The organism is Streptomyces sp. 3N207, assembly GCF_052246355.1.
In the GTDB taxonomy this organism is placed as follows: domain Bacteria; phylum Actinomycetota; class Actinomycetes; order Streptomycetales; family Streptomycetaceae; genus Streptomyces.
This window is the reverse complement of record NZ_JBQQBV010000005.1, coordinates 89,312-110,094: the sequence shown is the minus strand read 5'-3', so window position 1 is coordinate 110,094 and position 20,783 is coordinate 89,312. Positions and strand designations below refer to the sequence as shown.

Genomic DNA, 20,783 nt, shown 5'->3' with positions numbered 1-20,783 from the left:
TCCCTGCACCGGTGTGAAGGGGCGCCCCCCTCTTCCCGAGATGAGCCGCGCTCAGCATACGAGGCCGTACGGCATGGCCGCAGGACAACCCCGCAAGAATCATGGGGAGTTGGGCACGTAGTCCGCCGACCGGGACCCGCGGGAAGGTTTCGGGGCTCCGGAGCGTTCGCAGAGGCATGAACAACGTGGCGGTCGTGGTCGTCGGTGCAGGTCAGGCGGGGCTCTCCAGCGCGTATCACCTGCGGCGCACGGGGTTGGAGCCCGGTGTGGACTTCGTCGTCCTGGATCATTCGCCCGCGCCGGGCGGTGCGTGGCAGTTCCGGTGGCCGACGCTGACCTACGGCCGGGTGCACGGTATGCATGCGCTCCCCGGCATGGAGCTGACCGGCGCGGATCCGGAGCGTCCGTCGTCCGCGGTGATCGGGGAGTACTTCGCCGCCTATGAGCGCGCTTTCGGGCTGCGGGTACGGCGGCCCGTGGAGGTGCGCGAGGTGCGGGACGCGAGCTGGGGCGGACGGCTGCTGGTGCGGACCTCGGAGGGTGACTGGGCGGCACAGGCCGTGATCAACGCCACCGGCACCTGGGACCGGCCGTTCTGGCCCCGGGTGCCGGGACAGGAGGTCTTCCGAGGCCGGCAGCTGCACACGGCGCAGTACCCGGGGCCCGAGGCGGACACCTTCATGGACAAGCGGGTGGTCGTCGTCGGGGGCGGGACGTCTGCGGTGCAGCACCTGATGGAGATCGCCGAGGTCGCGCGGGAGACGCTGTGGGTGACGCGTCGGCCGCCGCTCTTCCGCACCGGTGCGTTCGGCGAGGAGGAGGGCCGGGCCGCCGTCGCGCTGGTCGAGGAGCGGGTGCGGGAGGGTCTGCCGCCACGCAGCGTGGTGTCGGTGACCGGGCTGCCGATGACCGAGGCGGTGCGGCGCGCCCGGGAGAGCGGGGTGCTGGAGCGGCACCCGATGTTCGCGCGGCTCACCGAGGACGGCGTCGAGTGGGCCGACGGCAGCCGTGCCCCGGCGGACACGGTGCTGTGGGCGACCGGTTTCCGCCCCGTCGTCGCCCATCTGGCGCCGCTGCGGCTGCGTGAGCCGGGCGGCGGCATCCGGCTGGAGGGCACCCGGGCGGTCCGCGACCCCCGCGTCCATTTGGTCGGCTACGGCCCCTCCGCCAGCACGATCGGCGCCAACCGTGCGGGGCGGTCCGCCGCACGGGACGTGCGGGCACTGCTGTCGGGCGCGGAGGAGCGGGCGGCGGTGCCTGCCTCCGCCGCGTAACCCGGCCGGGCGCTGGACTGTGTGGTCAGCCGCGCGACGGCAACGAGGACGCCCGTACGACAAGCTCGGGCTGGAGGACGATGCGCTGGTGTTCGTGGCGGTCCGCGTCCTCGCCGGTCTCCTCGATCAGCAGGTCGGCCGCCGCCCGGCCCATGCGGTAGGCGGGCTGGCGTACGGAGGTGAGGGGGACGGCCGCCGCAGCGGCGAACTCGATGTCGTCGTAGCCCACCAGGGCCACTTCCTCCGGGACGGCGACGCCCGCCCCGTACAGCGCCTGCAGCACACCGAGGGCCATCAGGTCGTTGGCGCAGAAAACGGCGGTGGGGCGCGGTGACATGCCCAGCAGCCGGGCGCCCGCGTCGCGGCCGGCCGCCACGTCCATCCGGGCGCCCTCGATGTGCCGCAGCTGGGCGCCGGTGCCGGAGGTGCGCAGGACCTGGGTGGCGCCGGTGTGCCGGTCGCGGCACTGGCTCAGATGCATCGGTCCGCTGACATAGGCGATGTCCCGGTGGCCGCTTTCGAGCAGATGGCGCACGGCGAGCCCGGCGCCCTCGATGTCGTCGACGGAGACCGAACACCCTTCCGCGCTGGGCACCACGCGGTCCACGGAGACGAACGGGATGCCGTGCCGTTGGAAGGCGGTGAGGTTGTCCCCCGTCGTCTCCGTGGGGGTGATCAGGACGCCGCGGACGCGCTGTTCGGCGAAGAGGGCGAGGTAGTCGGCCTCTTCGCCGGGGCTCTGCGCGCTGTTGCAGAGCATCACGCCCAGCCCGGCGGCCCGCGCCGCCCGCTCGGCGCCCGTGGCGACGTCGACGAAGAACGGGTTGGCCATGTCGAGAACCAGCAGGGCGATGATGCGGCTGCGCCCGGCGCGCAGCTGGCGGGCGGACTCGCTGCGCACATAGCCGAGCCGTTCGATGGCGGACTGCACCCTCACGCGGGTCTCCTCGGCCACCATGGCGGGCCGGTTGATGACGTTGGAGACCGTGCCGACGGAGACCCCGGCCGCGCGGGCGACCTCCTTGATTCCGACCGTCCGGCTCACCTGTGCGCTCCGGTGGCTTCCGATCGCCCGCGCCGCTTCCGCCGCACCTGTCCAGCCCCTCCCTGCCGGCCCGCCCGGCCCCGTCCGAAGTCGACGTCCCGGTTCGGGGTGACGCCGCACGGGCCCAAGTTTCGCAGAGGCCCGGATTTCCTCAGCAGCCGGAAGTTTCTCAGAAGTCGAAGTCGTCGATGTTCTTGCTGGTGAACACCGTGGGAGGACCGAGGACGACTTCGCCGTCCTTGCCGACCGTGTACTCCCCGAGCTTCCCCGCCTTGAACTTCTCGCCCTCCTTGCCGGTGATCTGCCCGGAGGAGAGGGCCGCGGCGGCGTAGGCGCCCAGGTAGCCGAGCTTGGAGGCGTCCCACAGGGAGAACTGCTCGATGGTTCCGTCCTTGATGTACTTGCGCATCTGGTTGGGCGTGCCCAGTCCGCCGAGGGTGACCTTGCCCTTGTACTTGGAGCCACTGACGTAGCGGGCCGCAGCGGCCAGTCCGACCGTGGTGGGCGAGATGATGCCCTTCAGGTCCGGGTACGCCTTGAGCAGTCCCTGGGTCTCCTGGAAGGACTTCTGGTCGACGTCGTCGCCGTACGCCGTCTTGACGAGCTTCATGTCCTTGTACTTCGGCTTCTTCAGCTCGTCCTTCATGATCTTGATCCAGGTGTTCTGGTTGGTGGCGTTCTGGGTCGCCGAGAGGATCGCGATGTCGCCCTTGTAGTCGAGCTGTTCGGCCATGTCCTTGACCAGGCCCCGGCCGATGTCCTCGGAGCCCGCCTGGTTGATGAACAGGTGGCGGCAGTCCTTGCCCGCGTCGGAGTCGTAGGTGACGATTTTGACGTCCTGCTTCATGGCCGCCTTGAGGGGCCCGCACACGGCGTTGGGGTCGTTGGCGGCGAGCAGGATGGCGTCCTGGCGCTGCTGGGTCAGCGTGTTGATGTAGCTGACCTGAGAGGACGCCTTTGCGTCGGAGGGGCCCACCTCTTTGCCCTTGCCGTCGAACTCCTTGGCGGCCTTGATGCCGCCCTTGTCGACGACGGTCATGTAGGGGTTGTTGATCTGCTTGGGCAGGAAGGCGAGCTTGAGACCCTTCTTCAGTGGCGCGTCCGGGTCGGCCTTGGTGTTCTGCGCCTTCTCCTTCGCGTCGTCCTTGGCGTCGCTCTTGGTCGTACCGGAACAGCCCGCGAGGGTGACGCTCAGGGCGCAGGCCGCCGCGGTGACGGCGAGGACGCGGGAGCGGTGATGCGGTCGCATGGACATGGCCTTTCGGGAGGGTGCGGGGGGACCTGCGGTGGAGCTGCGGAGGCGGGTGGGTGACCGCCGGGGGCGCACCCATCGCTGCCGCTGCGTCAGGGGGTCTCGCCGACCGCTTTGCGGCGGTGTTTGCGGGCGGTGAGCAGCGAGATCACTCTGGGGGTGAGCACCGAGACGATCAACAGCACGCCGGTGACGATCACTTGGATCTCGTGGGAGACGTCGTTGAGCGTCAGGAGGTTGTTGAGCACGCCGATGAGCAGCACCCCCGCCACCGCTCCGCCCAGCGTTCCCTTGCCGCCGTCGAAGTCGATACCGCCCAGCAGTACGGCGGCGACGACGGTCAGTTCCAGGCCCAGTCCGTTGTCGGCGCGTGCGCTGCCGTAGCGCAGGGTGTAGACGATCCCGGCGAAGGACGCCACGAAACCGCTGACGGCGAAGAGGATCAGCTTGAGGCGTTTGACCCGGACCCCGGCGAAGTAGGCGGCGTCCTCCTGCGCGCCGACGGCGAACAGAGCACGGCCGAAACCGGTGCAGTGCAGCACGACGGCGGCGGCGACGGCCAGCACGGCGAAGAGCGCCAGCAGATACGGCACGAAGGTGCCCGGTACGGTCTCGGTGTTGCTCGCCCACTGGGCGTAGGTCTCGGGAAAGTCGGCGACGGCCTTGTTGCCCAGCACCACGGAGGCCAGCCCTCGGTAGAGGGTGAGGGTGCCGATGGTGACGGCGAGCGAGGGCAGTCCGACCCGGGTGACGAGCCAGCCGTTGAGCAGTCCGCCGAGCAGCCCGACCACCAGACAGACCGGCACCAGCGTCTCGAAGGTCCACCCCGCATCCCACAGTGCCCCCGCCAGGGCGCTGGAGAGGCCGAGCATGGAGGCGACGGACAGGTCGACCTGGCCCGCGACCACCAGCAGGGTCATCGGCAGCGCCAGCAGGGCGATCTCCGCGGTGTCGTTGAGGGCCGCCGCCAGGTTCGCCGTATCGGAGAAGCCCTCCGTGGTGCCGGTGCCCACCAGGAAGGCGGCGACCAGCAGGGCACCGACAGCCGCGTCCCAGCGCAGGAAGCGGCCCGGGCCGCGACCGGTCGCACGGCGGTCCTCGGCAGGCGGCGTGGGCGTGTCCGCCGGCGCGGCTGGTGGTGCGTTCACTGCCTTCTCCTCTTCCTGAGCGCACGGGTGCTGCGGCTGCGCACGACCCGGTCGGTGCTGATGGCGGCGAGCAGCAGCGCACCGGTGATGGCCTGCTCCCAGAAAGAGCTGACTTTCAGCACGACCAGGGCGCTGCCGATGGTGGTCAGCAGCAGCGCGCCCAGCGCAGCGCCCCACACGGTGCCCACTCCCCCGGTGATGGCCACGCCGCCGACGACGACCGCGCTGACGACGGTCAGCTCCCAGCCGTTGGCCGCGTCGGCGACGACAGTGCCGAAGCGGGCCAGCCACAGCGCACCGGCGAACCCGGCGACGGCACCGGAGAAGGCGTACGCGGTGAGCACCCGGCGGCGGATGGGGATGCCCGCCAGGCGGGCGGCCTCCGGGTTGGAACCGATGGCGTACAGCTCCCTGCCGCTGCGGTAGGTGCGCAGGAAGTAGCCCGTCGCGGCGAGCACCAGTGCGGAGATGAGCGGCAGGTAAGGGACGCCGAGGACGCTGCCGCTGCCCAGGGTGAGGATGTCGTCGGGCACGGTGGCCGCGTTGATCTGTTCCCCGTGCGCCCAGGCATGGTCGACGCCCTGGATGACGTACAGCATGCCGAGAGTGACGACCAGCGCGGGCACCCTGCCGAAGCTGACGAGGGCACCGCTGACGAGCCCGCAGGCGGCGCCCAGGGCGATGCCGAGCAGGACGAGGGTCAGCGGCCCGTGGTCGGTACCGGAGACGAACGAGCCGCAGGCGAACGCGGTCAGCCCGACGACGGAGCCGACGGACAGGTCGATGTTGCGGGTGAGGACGACGACGGACTGTCCGGTGGCGAGCAGCACCAGGATGGCGGAGTTGAGCAGCAGATCCTTGATGCCCTGGTCGTCGAGGAAGGAGGGGTTGACCAGCCAGGTGACGAGGATCAGCAGGACGAGGGCGCCGCCGATGCTGTACTCGCGGACCCGCAGCACGGTTTCGGCGGTGGAGCGGCCGGTGCGCTCCGGCTCGGTGCTGGTGGCGGTGGGGGGCGGCAGGGTGGTGCTCACGCGGCGCCTCCTTCCGGCCCTTGCGGCGTTCCCGAGGTCTGCGGTGCTGCCGCTTCTGCCGGGCCTTCTGCTCCTGCCGGGTCTTCTGGTCCTGCCGGTCGGCTGCGTCCGGTGGCTGCCGCCATCACGCTCTCCTCGTCGGCGCGGTCGCGGGATATCTCGGTGACGAGGCGGCCCTCGTGCATGACGAGGACCCGGTCGGCCATGCCGAGGACTTCGGGCAGGTCGGAGGAGATCATCAGGATGGCGAGCCCTTCGGCGGCCAGTGAGGTCAGCAGGCGGTGCACCTCGGCCTTGGTGCCGACGTCGATGCCGCGGGTGGGTTCGTCGACGATGAGCACCGCCGGCTCGGTGGCCAGCCACTTGGCGAGGACGACCTTCTGCTGGTTGCCGCCGGAGAGCACGCTCACGGAGTCGGAGAGGCGGTCGTACTTCAGCCGCAGTTTCAGCCCCCAGTCCCCGGCGCGGGCCCGCTCGGCGGCACGGCGGACGAGTCCGCCCCGGCCGAGGCTGCCGAGGCCGGTGAGCCCGATGTTGCGCTCGATGGAGGCTTCCATGACCAGCCCGCGTTGTCTGCGGTCCTCCGGTACGAGGGCGACTCCGGCGCTCATGGCGGCGGTGGGTGAGCCCGCGCGGAGCACCTTCCCGGCGACCCGGACCTCCCCCGCGTCGGGGCGGTCGACGCCGAAGACCGCCTGGGCGACCTCGCTGCGCCCCGCGCCCACCAGTCCGGCCAGCGCGACGATCTCCCCTTTGTGCACCTCGAAGGAGATGTCGCGGAAGACGCCTTCGCGGGTGAGCCGGTGCACAGTGAGCGCGACCTCACCGGTGCGGGCCTCCTGCTTGGGATAGAGCTCCCCCAGGTCGCGGCCGACCATCCGGCGGACGAGCTCGTCCTCGGTCAGGCCGGCGAGGGGTTCGGAGGCGACGAGCCGGCCGTCGCGCAGAGTGGTGACGCGCTGGCACAGTTCGAAGATCTCGCCGAGCCGATGGGAGATGAACAGCACGGCCGCGCCCTCGGCGCGCAGGGCCTCGACGACGGAGAAGAGCCGCGCCGTCTCGCTCCCGGTGAGCGCCGCTGTCGGCTCATCCATGATCAGTACCCGCGCGTCGAAGGAGAGCGCTTTGGCGATCTCGACGATCTGCTGGTCGGCGATGGACAGTCCGCGTGCGGCCCGGTCCGGGTGCAGGTCGACGCCGAGCCGCTCCATCAGCGCCGCGGTGGCCTCCCGGACGGCGGCATGGTCGATCCGGCCCAGGGTGCGACGGGGCTGACGGCCCATGAAGATGTTCTCGGCGATGGACAGGTCACCGAAGAGCGTCGGTTCCTGGTAGATGACCGCGATCCCGGCATCCCGCGCGTCGGCGGGACCGGGGAAGGCGGCAGGGGAACCGTCGAGCAGCACGGTGCCGCTGTCGGGGGCGTGCACACCGGCGAGGATCTTGATCAGCGTGGACTTGCCCGCGCCGTTCTCTCCCGCGAGGGCGTGCGCCTCCCCGGCGTACAGCTCGAGATGCACGCTGCGCAGCGCACGCACGCTGCCGAAGGACTTGTTCACCCCCTTCAGCGCGAGAACCGGCGCCTGGTCGGCGCCGGCCGGTGCGGTACTGCTCATGCTTCTCCTCCGGTGCGGGCATGGCAAAGGAATTGACGGCGAGTCAATTGTGGTGAGGCGGAAGTGAAATGATTCAAGATGCGAGAGCAATGGACGGGAAGCTAGCCCCAACTCACAGCCGGGTCAAGGGGGTGGGAGGCAGCTGAATCCCCAGCACTGACGAGGGTATTGACCGCCTCTGGCGAACACCTCTACGTTCCGCAAGCCGGGCACTGAATCGTTTTTAGTACGGCTTCCAGGAGGCGCACGTGATCAGCAGACGCCAGATCCTCGCCACAGCCACCGTCACAGCCGCCGTTTCGGGCACGGTGCAAGCGCTGCCCGAGCTGACCCCGCCCGCTTTCGCGAACACCGACGGGCACGACGGCGAGGGAGGCGAGGAGCTGCACATCGGAAGCACCACTATCGAGTACGCCGACCGGCCCCTCGGGCTGGACACTCCTCGCCCCCGGCTGAGCTGGACCCTCCACTCCCGTACCCGCGGCCAGCGGCAGACCGGCTACCGGATCCGCGTCGCCACCTCCGCCGCCGGGCTGCGTTCCCCCGACGTATGGGACAGCGGCAAGCAGAAGTCGGACCGGTCGGTGCTGGTGCCCTACGACGGCCCGGCGCTCCGTCCCCGGACGCGCTACCACTGGTCGGTCCGCGTATGGGACAAGGACGGCCGGCCTTCCGCGTGGAGCGAACCGACCTGGTGGGAGACCGGGCTCGGCCCACAGGCGGACCGGCACGCCGACTGGATCACCGCGCCCCCCGCGCTGGTGGCACCGCCGTCCGTCGAGGACGCCGCCTGGGTGTGGTTCCCGGAGGCAGGCGGTACCGGACGGGCACCGGCGGCCACCCGCTGGTTCCGCGGCACCTTCGAGGTCTCGGGAAAGGTCGGCAAGGCAGAGCTCGTCCTCGCCGCCGACGACGGCTTCACCGCGTGGGTCAACGGCAACCGGGCGACAGACCGCGAGGCGGTGGGCGTACAGAAGTCCTGGAGCCGACCGGCGCGCGCCGATGTCACCGAGCTGGTGCGCGCAGGCCGCAACGTGCTGGCCGTCTCCGCGCGCAACGCCGAGGCCGGCGCGGCGGGGCTGCTCGCCGTCCTGGAGGTGACCACGGACGCGGGCACCTCCCGCTTCACCACCGGTGCCACCGGATGGCGTGCCACAGCGGATGAACCAGAGGGCGACGACTGGCGCGGCCCGGGGTACGACGACAGCGGCTGGCGACAGGCACAGAAGATCGCGGACTGGGGCGCGGATCCATGGGGCAAGGTGCGCCCCCAGCAGAGCCCCGCACTGCTGCGCCGCTCGTTCCGGCTGCCCCGTGGCCCCGTGGCACGCGCACGGCTGTACGCGAGCGCGCTCGGCCTGTACGAGGCACGCTTCAACGGAGAGCGCGTCGGACGCGACCAGCTCACCCCCGGCTGGACCGACTACCGCAAGCGTGTCGCCTACCAGGCGTACGACGTGACCGACATGGTGCGCGACGGCAACAACGCGCTGGCCGTCACCCTGGCGCCCGGCTGGTACGCCGGGCACGTCGCCTGGTTCGGGCAGCAGCAGTACGGCGAACTCCCGGCGTTGCTCGCCCTGTTGGAGGTCACCTACCGGGACGGCCGCACCGAGCGGGTGGCCAGCGACGGCTCGTGGCGCTCCGCCATGGGGCCGCTGCTGACGGCCGATCTGCTGATGGGCGAGGAGTACGACGCACGCAAGGAGGCGAAGGGCTGGGACCGGCCCGGGTTCGACGACACGGCCTGGCAGCCCGCCGGAGCGATGGCGGGGAAGACCCCGGAGGTGGTCGCCATGACCGATGCGCCGACCCGGGTGATGAAGGAGATCGAGCCGGTCGACGTCAAGGAGATACGGCCCGGAGTCCACCTCTTCGACCTCGGCCGGAACATGGTGGGTTCGGTCCGGCTGAAGGTCGCAGGTCAGGCCGGCGAACGGGTCACCCTGCGCCACGGCGAGGTCCTGGACCAGGACGGCACGCTCTACACCGAGAATCTGCGTACCGCGCGCCCGGTCGACACCTACACCCTCAAGGGCACCGGCCGCACGGAGACGTACGAGCCGCGCTTCACCTTCCACGGCTTCCGCTACGTCGAGGTCTCCGGCTATCCGGGCACCCCTGGCAAGGACGCCGTCACGGGGCGCGTCATGCACACCTCCGCACCGTTCACGATGGAGTTCTCCAGCGACTCGGAAATGCTCAACCAGCTGCACCGCAACCTCACCTGGGGCCAGCGCGGCAACTTCCTGTCCGTACCCACAGACACTCCCGCACGGGACGAGCGGCTCGGCTGGACCGGTGACATCAACGTCTTCGCACCCACCGCCGCCTACGTGATGGAAGCGGCACGGTTCCTCACCAAGTGGCTGCAGGACCTGCGCGACGGTCAGCCGGCGGAGGGGAACGAGAAGGGCGCCTTCCCCGATGTGGCCCCGTTCTTGGGGACCGTCGGCAAGGGTGTCGCCGGGTGGGGCGATGCCGGGGTGACCGTGCCGTGGAATCTGCACCGCGCATACGGGGATGAGCGCGTACTGGAGGAGAACTGGCAGGCGATGCGTGCCTGGATCGACTATCTGGAGGCGCACAGTGAAGGACTGCTGCGTCCTGCGGAGGGCTACGGAGACTGGCTCAACGTCGACGACGAGACCCCCAAGGACGTCATCGGCACGGCCTGCTTCGCGGATGTCACCGATCTGGTGGCCCGTACAGCACGACTGCTGGGCAAGGACGCGGCACCGTACGAGGAGCTGTCCAAACGCATCCGCAGCGCCTTCAACGCCGCCTATGTGGACGGCAACGGCCACATCAAGGGAGACACCCAGACCGGGTACGTACTGGCCCTGTCCATGGATCTGCTGCCGACGGCCGCGCTGCGGCGTGCGGCAGCCGACCGGCTGGTGGAGCTGATCGACGCCCGGGGCGGCCATCTCTCCACCGGTTTCCTGGGCACTCCGCGGCTGCTGCCCGCGCTCTCCGGCGCCGGGCACACAGAGGTGGCGTACCGGCTGCTGGAGCAGCGGACGTTCCCCTCCTGGGGCTATCAGATCGACCGGGGCTCCACGACGATGTGGGAGCGGTGGGACTCGATCAAACCGGATGGCAGCTTCCAGGACGTGGGGATGAACTCCTTCAACCACTATGCCTACGGTTCCGTCGGCCAGTGGATGTACGAGAACATCGCCGGGATCTCACCCAAGGAGCCGGGCTTCCGCGCCATCACCGTGAGGCCGCGGCCGGGCGGCGGTCTGCGCAGTGCCTCGGCGCGGTTCGACTCCCTGTACGGCACCGTCGCCACGCACTGGACGCGCGCGGAGGACGGCAGGTTCACGCTGGATGTGACGGTGCCGGTGAACACCACCGCTCAAGTGTGGGTGCCTGCACGGCAGCGGGAGCAGGTCACACAGGAGGGCGCGAGGTTCCAGCGCGTCGAGGACGGTTGCGCCGTCTTCCTCGCCGGATCGGGGAAGTACCGCTTCGTGTGTCGCGCATAGCTGCCGGCCGGCGCCGCAGCTGCACCGTTCCCAGGGCCCCGGGCGCGGGCAGGCACCGCAACTCCCCTGCCCGCGCAAGCCCTTGACGTCCTCGGCGGGGCGGTCTACTTTCGGTCCGGCCAATGCTCTGAATCGTTTCACTGCACGCTGCCCTCTCCGAGCGGCTCCGCCGGAGATCGCTCTTCCGTGACATCGCCCGCCTCTTCGGCACATATCCAGCGCCGCGTCCACTCAAGGAGCCGTATGCCTGAGCAGAACCTCGCGCTCGTGAAATCCGCGCTGAGCGAACAGCGGATCGAGACGCCGTCATGGGCGTACGGGAACTCCGGTACGCGCTTCAAGGTGTTCGCACAGGCCGGCGTCCCGCGTACGGTCCACGAGAAGCTGGACGACGCGGCACGGGTGCACCAGCACACCGGGGTGGCACCCCAGGTGGCCCTGCACATCCCCTGGGACCGCACGGACGACTACGCCGCACTCGCCGACCACGCCCGCGAGCGCGGGCTGCAACTGGGTGCGATCAACGCGAACGTCTTCCAGGAGGACGAGTACAAGCTCGGCTCGGTCACCAACCCGGACCCCGCGGTACGGCGCAAGGCACTGGATCATCTGATGGAGTGCGTCGACATCATGGACGCCACCGGTTCGCGCGACCTGAAGCTGTGGTTCTCCGACGGTCTCAACTACCCGGGCCAGGACGACCTGCGGGCCCGTCAGGGGCGGCTGGCGGAGGCGCTGTGGGCCGTCTACGAGCGGCTGGGAACCGAACAGCGACTGGTGCTGGAGTACAAGCTGTTCGAGCCGGCCTTCTACGCGACGGACGTGCCCGACTGGGGCACCTCCTACGCGCACTGCCTCAAGCTCGGCCCCAAGGCGCAGGTCTGCGTGGACACCGGCCACCACGCCCCGGGCACCAACATCGAGTTCATCGTCGCCTTCCTGCTGAGCGAGGGGAAGCTGGGCGCGTTCGACTTCAACTCGCGCTTCTACGCGGACGACGATCTGATGGTGGGCGCCGCCGACCCCTTCCAGCTGTTCCGCATCATGTACGAGGTGCGCGCGGGTGGCGGCCTACCCGGCACACCGGAGAGCGCCGAGAGCGACCCGGGGATCGCCTTCATGCTCGACCAGTGCCACAACATCGAACCCAAGATCCCCGCCATCATCCGCTCGGTGATGAACGTCCAGGAGGCCACCGCCAAGGCCCTCCTGGTGGACCGGGAAGCGCTTCGCGAGGCGCAGCGGTCCGGGGACGTGCTGGGTGCCAACGCCGTCCTGATGGACGCCTACAACACCGACGTGAGGCCGCTGCTGGCCGACGTACGGGAAGAGCTGGGCGCCGACCGCGACCCGGTGGCGGCCTACGCGGCCTCCGGCTGGGCTGAGACGATCGTGCGCCACCGGTTGGGCGGCCGGCAGGCGGGATGGGGGGCGTGAGGCACCCCGCCGCTGCCCGGGGCGTGTTCGCCGCCGTCGACCTGGGCGCCTCCAGCGGCCGGGTCATGCTCGGCCGGGCGCAGGACGGCAAGCTGGCGCTGGAGGAGGTGCACCGGTTCGCCAACCGGCCGGTGCGGGTGCTCGGCACCCTGCACTGGGACGTACTGGGGCTCTACGCGGGCGTGCTGGACGGGCTGCGTGCCGCAGGCGCTGCGGCGGGCAACGGCCCGGAAGAGCCGGCCTCCGTCGGCATCGACTCCTGGGGCGTCGACTACGGGCTGCTGGACGCGGACGGCGCCCTGCTCGGCAATCCCGTGCACTACCGCGACGCGCGCACCCAGGACATGCCGGCCGAGGTCGGGAAAGTGCTGCCTGCCGACGAGCTGTACGCGCACACCGGTATCCAGCGGATGCCCATCAACACGCTGTACCAGCTGGCCGCCGCCCACGGCAGCCGCCAGTTCCAGGCAGCGCACCAGTTGCTGCTCGTCCCCGACCTGATCTCGTACTGGCTGACCGGGCAGCGCGGCACCGAGCTGACCATCGCCTCCACCACGCAGCTGATCGACCCGCGGACCCGCAGCTGGTCGGAGCCGGTGCTGGACGCGCTCGGGCTTGATCCGAGCCTCTTCCCCCCGCTGCGCTCCCCCGGGGATCCGGCCGGGCAGCTGCTGCCCGGCGTGCTCGGGGAGACGGGACTGACGGGGCCGGTGCCCGTCACGGCAGTGGGCGCGCACGACACGGCGTCCGCCGTCGCGGGAGTGCCCGCACAGGGCGGCAGGTTCGCCTACATCGCCACCGGCACATGGTCGCTTGCCGGGGTCGAGCTTGCTTCCCCGGTGCTCAGCGAGGAGAGCCGCGCTGCGAACTTCACCAACGAGCTGGGCGTGGACGGCACCGTGCGCTATCTGCGCAACATCATGGGGCTGTGGCTGCTCCAGGAGTGCCTGCGCGCCTGGGAGGCGGAGGGCACACCGCAAGAGCTGGACGCCCTGCTGGAGTCGGCAGCCCGGGCGCCTGGGCTGCGCTCGGTCGTGGACGCGGGTGGTGCGGAGTTCCTGGAGCCCGGGCAGATGCCCCGGCGGATCGCCGAGGCGTGCCGCCGCAGCGGCCAGCCGGTGCCGCGCGACCCTGCCGAGACCGCACGCTGCGTCCTGGACTCCCTCGCCCTCGCGCACCGGGAAGCCGTCTTCGACGCCCGGCGGCTGTCCGGGCAGGAGGTGGAGACAGTGCACATCGTCGGCGGAGGAGCGCGCAACGCACTGCTGTGCCAGCTGACCGCCGACGCCTGCGGGCTGCCGGTCGTCGCCGGGCCCGTGGAGGCCGCGGCATACGGGAACGTGCTGGTCCAGGCGCGTACGGCCGGAGCGGTGACCGGTCCGCTCTCCGCGCTGCGGGACCTGGTGCGCAACAGTGTGCGGCTGCGACAGTATGCCCCGACGGCTGATCACTCCTCGTGGGAACAGGCCGCAGCGCGCGTCCGTACGGACGTGCCCCGGGAGGGCCGGCAGCGCGAGGACGGAAGGGAGGCATCGTGCGCGTAGCACTCTTCGTCACGTGCATCAACGACGCGCTCTATCCACGTACGGGGCAGGCCGTGGTGACGCTGCTGGAGAGACTCGGGGTGCAGGTCGATTTCCCCGAGGCCCAGTCGTGCTGCGGCCAGCCGCAGTTCAACACCGGCTACCGGCACGCCACCGAGCCTCTGGTGCACCGTTACGCCGCGGCGTTCGAGGGCTACGACCACATCGTCGTCCCCTCCGGCTCCTGCGCAGCCATGGTGCGGGAGAACTATCCGCGCATCGGCGCGAAGGCGGCAGCCGAGGGGCGGGGCGGAGTGCTGTCGGCGGTGGCCGAGCGGACGGTGCCGCGCACCTACGAGCTGACGGAGTTCCTGGTCGACGTCCTGGGGGTCACCGATGTCGGCGCCTACTTTCCGCACACCGTCACCTACCACCCGACCTGCCACGGGCTGCGCATGCTCGGCCTGGGCGACCGGCCGCGCATGCTGCTGGAACAGGTGAAGGGCCTCGAACTGCGCGAGCTGGAGGGCGCCGAGGAGTGCTGCGGCTTCGGCGGCACTTTCGCCGTCAAGAACGCGGCCGTCTCCTCCGCCATGGGCGCCGACAAGGCTCGTCATATCGAGGAGAACGGCGCGGAGTCGGTGTGCACGGTGGACAACTCCTGTCTGCTGCACATCGGCGGCACGCTCTCCAGGGTGGGCTCGCGGGTGCGCCCCGTACATCTGGCGGAGATCCTGGCGAGCACGGCGGAGTCACCGCTGTGAGCTGGGGGCACAGCCCAGCGGTAGCTGGGGGAGCATGCGCGGCTGCCGGGCCGCGCCCCGACACAAAAGCCGCAGGCTGCCGCGGGGGCGGAGAAGCGAACGGAGAGGTGCTGTGAGTGTCACTTATTTGGGCATGCCGCCGTTCCCGCAAGCCGCCGCGGTCTCCACCAGGGACGAGCGGCTGCGCGGCAATCTGCGGCACGCCACGCACACCATCCGGGACAAGCGGGCCGGTGCGGTGGCCGAGCTGGCGGACTGGTCCGCACTGCGGACAGCAGGGGCACAGATCAAGGACCGCACCCTGCGCCATCTCGACCACTATCTGGAGCAGTTGGAGGCGTCGGTCACCGCGGCGGGCGGCACCGTGCACTGGGCGGCCGACGCGCGCGAGGCCAACGAGATCGTCACGCGGCTCGTGCGGGAGACGGGTGAACGGGAGGTCGTCAAGGTCAAGTCGATGGCCACGCAGGAGATCGGTCTCAACGAGGCGCTGGGGCGCGCCGGGATCTCGGCGTACGAGACCGATCTGGCGGAGCTGATCGTGCAGCTGGGCGATGATCACCCCTCGCACATCCTCGTTCCGGCCATTCACCGCAACCGCGGGGAGATCCGAGATATTTTCCGGGACCGGATGGGCAGCTGGGGGCGCCCGGCACCGGAAGGGCTCTCGGACCGTCCCGCCGAACTGGCGGAGGCCGCGCGGTTGCACCTGCGGGAGAAGTTCCTGAACGCGAAAGTGGGGATCTCCGGCGCGAACTTCATGGTCGCCGAGAGCGGCACCCTGGTGGTCGTCGAGTCCGAGGGCAACGGCCGGATGTGTCTGACGCTGCCCGAGACTCTGATCTCGGTGGTCGGCATCGAGAAGGTCGTCCCCACCTGGCAGGACCTGGAGGTCTTTCTGCAACTGCTGCCGCGCTCCTCCACTGCCGAGCGGATGAACCCGTACACCTCCACCTGGACGGGAACCACGGAAGGGGACGGCCCGCGTGACTTCCATCTGGTGCTGCTCGACAACGGGCGCAGCGACACCCTGGCAGACCGGGTGGGCCGGCAGACGCTGCGCTGCATCCGCTGCTCGGCCTGTCTCAACGTGTGCCCGGTCTACGAGCGCGCGGGCGGGCATGCCTACGGTTCGCCTTATCCGGGGCCGATCGGCGCGATCCTCACTCCGCAACTCGACAGCATGGAGACTGGGCTGGACGCCTCCTTGCCGTACGCGTCGTCACTGTGCGGTGCCTGCTACGAGGTGTGTCCCGTGGCCATCGACATTCCCGAGGTGCTGGTGCACCTGAGGGAGCGTGTCGTTCAGGGCGGCACGGTGACGGTGCGCGGGCAGCGTACGACTGTGCGGCCCGCCAAGGGACACGCGGCCGAGCGTGCCGCCATGCGGGCGGCCTCCTGGACGTTCGACCATCCGCACGCCCTGCGTACCGGGGAGCGGCTGGCCGCCCGGGCGCGGCGCCTGGTGCCGCGCAGGCTTCCGGGGCCGGGCCGCGCATGGACGGACACCCGGGATGTGCCGCAAGTGCCGGCGGAGTCGTTCCGCGACTGGTGGCGGCGCACCCGCGGGCCCTCGGCCGGCGCCCCGGCGAGCAACAGCAGCCTCAGCACGGACGGCACCGGGCAGCAGGAGGGCACTCGATGAGCGGCCGCGAGACCGTGCTCGGCCGGGTCCGCCGCGCCTTGGCCGATGTGCCCCGCAGCGAGCGGCCCGAGCAGACTCCTCTCGTACGCGATTATCTGCGGGTGCACGGCCGACGCTCCGCGCAGGAGACGGCACGGCTGCTCGCCGCCCATCTGACGGACTACCGGGCGCACGTGCACCACAGCACCCCGGAGGTCCTGCCGGAGACGATCGCGGGGCTGCTGGCGCAGCGGGACTCGCACAGTGTGGTGACACCTGCCGGAGTGCCTGAGGAGTGGCTGCCCGACGGGGTCGAGCTGGTGCGGGACTCCGCGGCGCTGACCCCGCTCGGCCTCGACGCGGTGGGGAGCGTGGTGACGGGATGCGCGGTCGCCGTGGCCGAGACGGGCACCCTCGTGCTGGACGCGTCCGAGGACCAGGGGCGGCGCCGCATCACTCTCGTTCCGGATCACCACATCTGTGTGGTGCGGGTGCCGGAGCAGGTCGTCGACTCAGTACCGCAGGCTCTCGAACGGCTGGATCCGGTCCGGCCGCAGACGTGGATCTCGGGCCCCTCCGCCACCAGTGACATCGAACTCGACCGCGTGGAGGGCGTGCACGGGCCGCGCACACTCGATGTGGTGCTGGTCGCCCCAGAGGGCTGGGCTGACCCGGACGCGGCCGCGGAGGACACGGCGGCCGGACGGACCGGGGCGGACGAGAAGACCGTGGAGGCTGGGCAGACCGGGGCGGCCGGGGCAGACGAGCAGGCCGGGGCCTCCGGGCAGACCCGGGCGGCCGGGTCGGCGGCCGGAGACCGACCGCCGGCGAGCCCGACCGCCGGGCTCCGCCGGTAACGCCGCGCCGGAGGTCGGGCTCGCTGCCTCCCGGCGCATCAGCAGACCGGTGCGGCGAGCGGTGCGGCCTCGCGCCGCGCCGACTCCCGTTCCTCGTCGCGGATCCGGGCGTGCTGGCGGGCCAGCTCCTCCCACAGCAGGCTGACCGGGTGGTCGGGGTCGAGGCTCTCCGGATCGCTCCGGCGGAAGGCACCGACGAGCACTCGCTGGCTCGTTCCCATGTCCTCCGCCAGCGGCAGGGTGCGCAGCCCCTGCGCCTCGGGGAGCCTTCCTTCGGCTATCGCCTCGCCGATGCCCTGGGTGACGAGCATGCTGCCGTACAGCACACGGGAGCTGAGGAGTTCGAAGCCGTAGTGGGCCGAGTCGATCTCGGCAGCTATCCGCATCCGGCGGCGGTACTCGGGGCCGAACCAGCCGCGCAGCACACTGGGGATCAGCCCGTCGCCGGACACCACAAGCGGCAGTCTGGGCAGACTTCGCACGCCCACCGCCCTGCTGCCCTGTCTGCTGTCCGGTGCCAAATCGCTGTCCGGCTGGTTGGTGACCAGGCAGAAGCCGCCGCGCCGCCACTCCATGACCTCGTAGCCGGTGAGCCGGACGTCCTGCTCGGCCGCTTCCGTCGTCTCGGCAGCCCCCGCAGACGCCGAGACGAGGATGCTGCCGCACACCAGGTCCAGTTCATGGCAGCGGAGCTTCTCCAGCAACGCTCCGCTCCGGACGTGCGCCATGGTCAGCTCCACCCCTTCCCTGGTGAACCGGTCGTTGACCTGCTCGACCGCGTTCAGGAGGTAACCGAGTGTGTAGCGGGTCGAGCCGACGCGCAGGCTACGGCCGCGCCGTCTGCGGGCGGTGTCCAGCCCTTCGCGCCAGCCGTCGAGCGTTCCCCGCGCCAATCGGGCGAGTTCCTCGCCGGTGCGGGTGAACTGCACACGCTCGCCACGGCCGCGCTTGCGCAACAGCGGCTCTCCGCAGTGTTCACCCAGTTTGCGATTCATGGTGTCGAGCTGCTTCTGGATGCTGGACTGTTCCCGGCCGAGCCGCCGGGCAGCGCCCAGTGCCGTGCCCTCCTCGTAAACGGCGAGCAGGGTTCGGAGTTGGTCCATCGTTGTATCGAGCAACCCGGGCGGGTAGTCGGACGTGCTTGGCAGGGGCATATGTGCTGTTCACTCTCCTTGATCAGGTGCGGGCAGGGTCCAGCAGCCTAACTTCCCTGTGCTGTCCACGAGTTCATGTGCCCTGTTCTTCACATTCCTTTTCGGAACCGGTGGTTCGACCGGGTGTTCCATGTAAGGGTCGAGCTGTTCGACTTCCCCTATGCAACTTTTGCAAGGAGTTTCCGTTCGTGAACCACCCACAGACCGCCCCCCACAGCGGCATGCCCTCCCCCGTCGGCATGCCGGCCGGCTATCCGGGCACCGGCCACCGGGCAGCCGGGCCGGTCGGGAGACCGGGCCTCGTGGTCGCCATGCTGGCCGTCACCGTGCTGTCCGCCCTCTCCGGAGCACTCAGCGCGCTGGTCGTGTACATCGGCGGCAAGGACCTGGCCGACGAGAACGTCCGCAAAGCGGTGGACAGCGACCCGACAGCGGTCGGACTGTCCCCGGGAACGGATTCGGCCGACATCAAGCAGCTGTCGAGCACCATGTGGGACAGCGTCGTGACCGAGTGGCAGAGCACCATGTCGGCGCGCGCCACGGTCGCCATGGTGTTCGCCGTCGCTGTACTGCTGCTCGCGCTGGGTGCACGGAAGGGCGCCGTATGGGCGCGCGTGCTGCTGACCATCGTCGTCCTGTTGTCGGCTGCCTTCCCGCACGCCCTCGTCCTGCGGGACGCCGCCCCGACCGGGCTGTACTCGGCAAGCCTCGGCGCCATCCTCCTGGGACTGGTCGCGGTCGTGCTGGCCTGGCTGCCGCCGGTGGGGCGCTACAAGAAGGCGCTCCAGGGCCGCTGACGCCTGTCCGCCCTACGTCTCAACGCCGGTGCCGCCGCCCCGCCACAGGCGGGAGTTCGCTGAGCGCGCAGCGGCTAAGCCCCCGGCGTAACGCCATGGAGCCACGCCGGGGGCCCGGCATACGGTCGCGCCATGAAACCCCAGACAGTGCGTCCGCTTCTGCATGTGATCCCGTTTCCTGTCGGGCAGGCGTACCTGTGGCGGGACGGTGACGCTCTCACACTCGTCGACACCGGCCCGCCCGGCAGCGCGGACGCGGTGGAGGACGCCATCCGGCGCAGCGGGGCCGAGCCGGCGGCGCTGCGCCGTATTGTGCTCACCCACTTCCATCCCGACCACGCGGGCTCGGCCGCCGAGTTGGCCAAGCGACACCGGGCGGAGGTGGTGGCGCACCGCGCGGACGCGCCCGTAGTCCGTGGCGATGCGCCCTCCCCGCCGCCGGACATGGCCGACGCACCGGAGTGGGAGCGTGCCCTCTTCGATCAGGTGCACGCCCCGTTGGGCATCACAGCGGACGCTCCGAAGCTGTCACTCGCTCCGCCCTGCCGGGTGGACCGCGAGGTGGACGAGGGCGACGTGCTGGACTTCGGCGGCGGAGCCACCGTGCTGTCCGTTCCGGGGCATACGGAGGGCAGCATCGCGCTGTTGCTGCCCGATCAGCGCACGCTGTTCACCGGCGACACGGTCGCCCAGATCGAGGACGGGCCAGCGCCGGGCGTCTTCAACCAGGACAGAGGGCGCACCGTGGCCGGGTTCCGGCGGCTGTGCGCGCTGAGCGCGAAGGAGAAGGTGGAGACCGTCTGTTTCGGGCACGGTGCACCACTGGCCACTGGTGGCGGTGAAACACTCGCGCGGACTGCTGCAAGGTACAGCTAGTTTGGTCGCCGCACGGCGCGCGGAGCCGGGTGTTCCGTGTGCGTCCACCGCGCAGCAGGTCCGGGAGGCCCCTATGAACCAGCCCTCATCCCGCCAGGTCGCCTCGATCGAGGGGGTCGTCGTCCGGCGCGTGACCTCGGACCAGCTCATTCTCGACGGGATCGACTGGTCGGTGCGGGCCGGTGAGCACTGGGCGCTGCTGGGGGCCAACGGCGCCGGAAAGACCACCCTGCTGAAGCTTCTCGGCGCCGTCATGCATCCCACCGCCGGCAGCGTGGAGGTGCTGGGCAACAGGCTCGGCAGGGTGGACGTGCGCGAGCTGCGCGCCCACATCGGCCATGTGTCCACCGCGCAGCGCGTGCCCCAGGACGCGACTGCCCACACCGTGGTACTGACAGGCGCCACCGGCACCGTGCAGCCACTGTGGCGCAAATACGACGACGAGACCCGCCGGCTGGCGAGCGACCTGCTGTCGGAGCTGGAGTGCAAAGAGCTGGCCGACCGGCCCTTCGGGGTCTGCTCGGGGGGCCAGCGGGCCCGTGTCCTCATCGCCCGGGCCCTGATGCCCGCACCGTCACTGCTGCTGCTGGACGAGCCCTTCAACGCGCTCGACCTGCCCTCCCGCGAGGACCTGATCGACGCGCTACGCCGACTGGCAGCGGACCGCCCGTCCCTGGCGACCGTGACGGTCACCCACCACCTGGAGGAGCTTCCTCCCACCACCAGCCACGCGCTGCTGCTGCGCGAGGGCAGGATCGCCGCGTGCGGTCCCGTCTCCGAGGTGCTGACCGGGGAGCTGATGACGCAGTGCTTCGGCCGCCCCATCGAGGTCACCCGCCAGGACGGCCGCTGGCTGGCCCGCTCCGGCCGGAGGGCGTGACCCCGGGT

15 protein-coding genes and 1 pseudogene are annotated in these 20,783 nt (G+C 70.7%); 10 read left to right on the top strand and 6 right to left on the bottom strand.

Translation table 11 applies throughout. The features are described from left to right. The first annotated feature begins 176 nt into the window (after positions 1-176). Positions 177-1,274 (top strand): NAD(P)-binding domain-containing protein, encoded by a 1,098-nt coding sequence (locus ACTWP9_RS10050; protein ID WP_443245688.1) that lies wholly within the window; start codon positions 177-179, stop codon positions 1,272-1,274. A 25-nt stretch (positions 1,275-1,299) separates the two neighbouring features. On the opposite strand, the gene ACTWP9_RS10045 is transcribed toward ACTWP9_RS10050, so the two are convergent. From ACTWP9_RS10045 to ACTWP9_RS10025, 5 genes are all read right to left on the bottom strand, one after another. Further along, the gene (locus ACTWP9_RS10045; RefSeq protein WP_443245687.1) at positions 1,300-2,319 is read right to left on the bottom strand and encodes a LacI family DNA-binding transcriptional regulator; all 1,020 of its coding nucleotides are present in this window, start codon (positions 2,317-2,319) and stop codon (positions 1,300-1,302) included. A 169-nt stretch (positions 2,320-2,488) separates the two neighbouring features. Then, on the bottom strand, positions 2,489-3,568 hold the full coding sequence (gene rhaS / locus ACTWP9_RS10040) for a rhamnose ABC transporter substrate-binding protein (protein ID WP_443245947.1): 1,080 nt from the start codon (positions 3,566-3,568) through the stop codon (positions 2,489-2,491). A gap of 95 nt (positions 3,569-3,663) precedes the next feature. Continuing rightward, a complete protein-coding gene (locus tag ACTWP9_RS10035) occupies positions 3,664-4,632 on the bottom strand; it encodes an ABC transporter permease (RefSeq protein ID WP_443245946.1) in 969 nt (322 codons plus the stop codon). An 83-nt stretch (positions 4,633-4,715) separates the two neighbouring features. Then, a complete protein-coding gene (locus ACTWP9_RS10030; RefSeq protein WP_443245686.1) occupies positions 4,716-5,753 on the bottom strand; it encodes an ABC transporter permease in 1,038 nt (345 codons plus the stop codon). Next, entirely contained in the window at positions 5,750-7,369 is a 1,620-nt protein-coding gene (locus ACTWP9_RS10025; protein WP_443245685.1) for a sugar ABC transporter ATP-binding protein, read from the bottom strand. Before ACTWP9_RS10025 ends, ACTWP9_RS10030 begins: the two co-directional genes overlap by 4 nt. 248 nt (positions 7,370-7,617) lie before the next feature. On the opposite strand from ACTWP9_RS10025, the gene ACTWP9_RS10020 reads away from it, so the two are divergent. The 6 genes and pseudogenes from ACTWP9_RS10020 to ACTWP9_RS09995 all read left to right on the top strand — a co-directional run. After that, complete coding sequence (locus ACTWP9_RS10020; protein ID WP_443245684.1) at positions 7,618-10,863, top strand: family 78 glycoside hydrolase catalytic domain; 3,246 nt, start codon at positions 7,618-7,620, stop codon at positions 10,861-10,863. Positions 10,864-11,106: 243 nt separating this feature from the next. Next, a complete protein-coding gene (gene rhaI / locus ACTWP9_RS10015; RefSeq protein WP_443245683.1) occupies positions 11,107-12,300 on the top strand; it encodes an L-rhamnose isomerase in 1,194 nt (397 codons plus the stop codon). Then, on the top strand, positions 12,288-13,844 hold the full coding sequence (locus tag ACTWP9_RS10010; RefSeq protein WP_443245682.1) for a rhamnulokinase: 1,557 nt from the start codon (positions 12,288-12,290) through the stop codon (positions 13,842-13,844). Before rhaI ends, ACTWP9_RS10010 begins: the two co-directional genes overlap by 13 nt. After that, positions 13,835-14,587, top strand: coding sequence for a (Fe-S)-binding protein (locus tag ACTWP9_RS10005; protein WP_443245681.1), 753 nt, complete (start codon positions 13,835-13,837; stop codon positions 14,585-14,587). The genes ACTWP9_RS10010 and ACTWP9_RS10005 overlap by 10 nt, the downstream gene beginning before the upstream one ends. Before the next feature lie 112 nt (positions 14,588-14,699). Continuing rightward, positions 14,700-16,232 (top strand): lactate utilization protein B, encoded by a 1,533-nt coding sequence (locus ACTWP9_RS10000; RefSeq protein WP_443245680.1) that lies wholly within the window; start codon positions 14,700-14,702, stop codon positions 16,230-16,232. After that, positions 16,229-16,864 (top strand): annotated as a pseudogene (locus tag ACTWP9_RS09995) (LutC/YkgG family protein); the annotation flags it as partial. The gene ACTWP9_RS10000 and the pseudogene ACTWP9_RS09995, both read left to right, overlap by 4 nt. A 242-nt stretch (positions 16,865-17,106) precedes the next feature. Here ACTWP9_RS09995 and ACTWP9_RS09990 read toward each other — a convergent pair. Beyond that, positions 17,107-18,171: a LysR family transcriptional regulator gene (locus ACTWP9_RS09990; protein WP_443245679.1), complete on the bottom strand. Its 1,065-nt coding sequence runs from the start codon at positions 18,169-18,171 to the stop codon at positions 17,107-17,109. A 239-nt stretch (positions 18,172-18,410) separates the two neighbouring features. Between ACTWP9_RS09990 and ACTWP9_RS09985 the strand changes: the two genes are divergently transcribed. The 3 genes from ACTWP9_RS09985 (at position 18,411) to ACTWP9_RS09975 (ending at position 20,775) form a co-directional block, all read left to right on the top strand. After that, positions 18,411-19,019, top strand: a complete 609-nt coding sequence (locus ACTWP9_RS09985) for a hypothetical protein (protein ID WP_443245678.1) — start codon at positions 18,411-18,413, stop codon at positions 19,017-19,019. A gap of 132 nt (positions 19,020-19,151) precedes the next feature. Next, a complete protein-coding gene (locus tag ACTWP9_RS09980; protein WP_443245677.1) occupies positions 19,152-19,895 on the top strand; it encodes an MBL fold metallo-hydrolase in 744 nt (247 codons plus the stop codon). 73 nt (positions 19,896-19,968) lie between these two features. Next, entirely contained in the window at positions 19,969-20,775 is an 807-nt protein-coding gene (locus ACTWP9_RS09975; protein WP_443245676.1) for an ABC transporter ATP-binding protein, read from the top strand. The last annotated feature ends 8 nt before the right edge of the window (positions 20,776-20,783 follow it).

Bases quoted from the DNA above. Each gene is read 5' to 3' on its own strand.
- rhaS (WP_443245947.1), bottom strand. From the start codon at position 3,568: ATGCGACCGCATCACCGCTCCCGCGTCCTCGCCGTCACCGCGGCGGCC.
- ACTWP9_RS09980 (WP_443245677.1), top strand. From the start codon at position 19,152: ATGAAACCCCAGACAGTGCGTCCGCTTCTGCATGTGATCCCGTTTCCT.
- ACTWP9_RS09975 (WP_443245676.1), top strand. From the start codon at position 19,969: ATGAACCAGCCCTCATCCCGCCAGGTCGCCTCGATCGAGGGGGTCGTC.
- ACTWP9_RS10050 (WP_443245688.1), top strand. From the start codon at position 177: ATGAACAACGTGGCGGTCGTGGTCGTCGGTGCAGGTCAGGCGGGGCTC.
- ACTWP9_RS10010 (WP_443245682.1), top strand. From the start codon at position 12,288: ATGGGGGGCGTGAGGCACCCCGCCGCTGCCCGGGGCGTGTTCGCCGCC.
- rhaI (WP_443245683.1), top strand. From the start codon at position 11,107: ATGCCTGAGCAGAACCTCGCGCTCGTGAAATCCGCGCTGAGCGAACAG.
- ACTWP9_RS10025 (WP_443245685.1), bottom strand. From the start codon at position 7,369: ATGAGCAGTACCGCACCGGCCGGCGCCGACCAGGCGCCGGTTCTCGCG.
- ACTWP9_RS09990 (WP_443245679.1), bottom strand. From the start codon at position 18,171: ATGGACCAACTCCGAACCCTGCTCGCCGTTTACGAGGAGGGCACGGCA.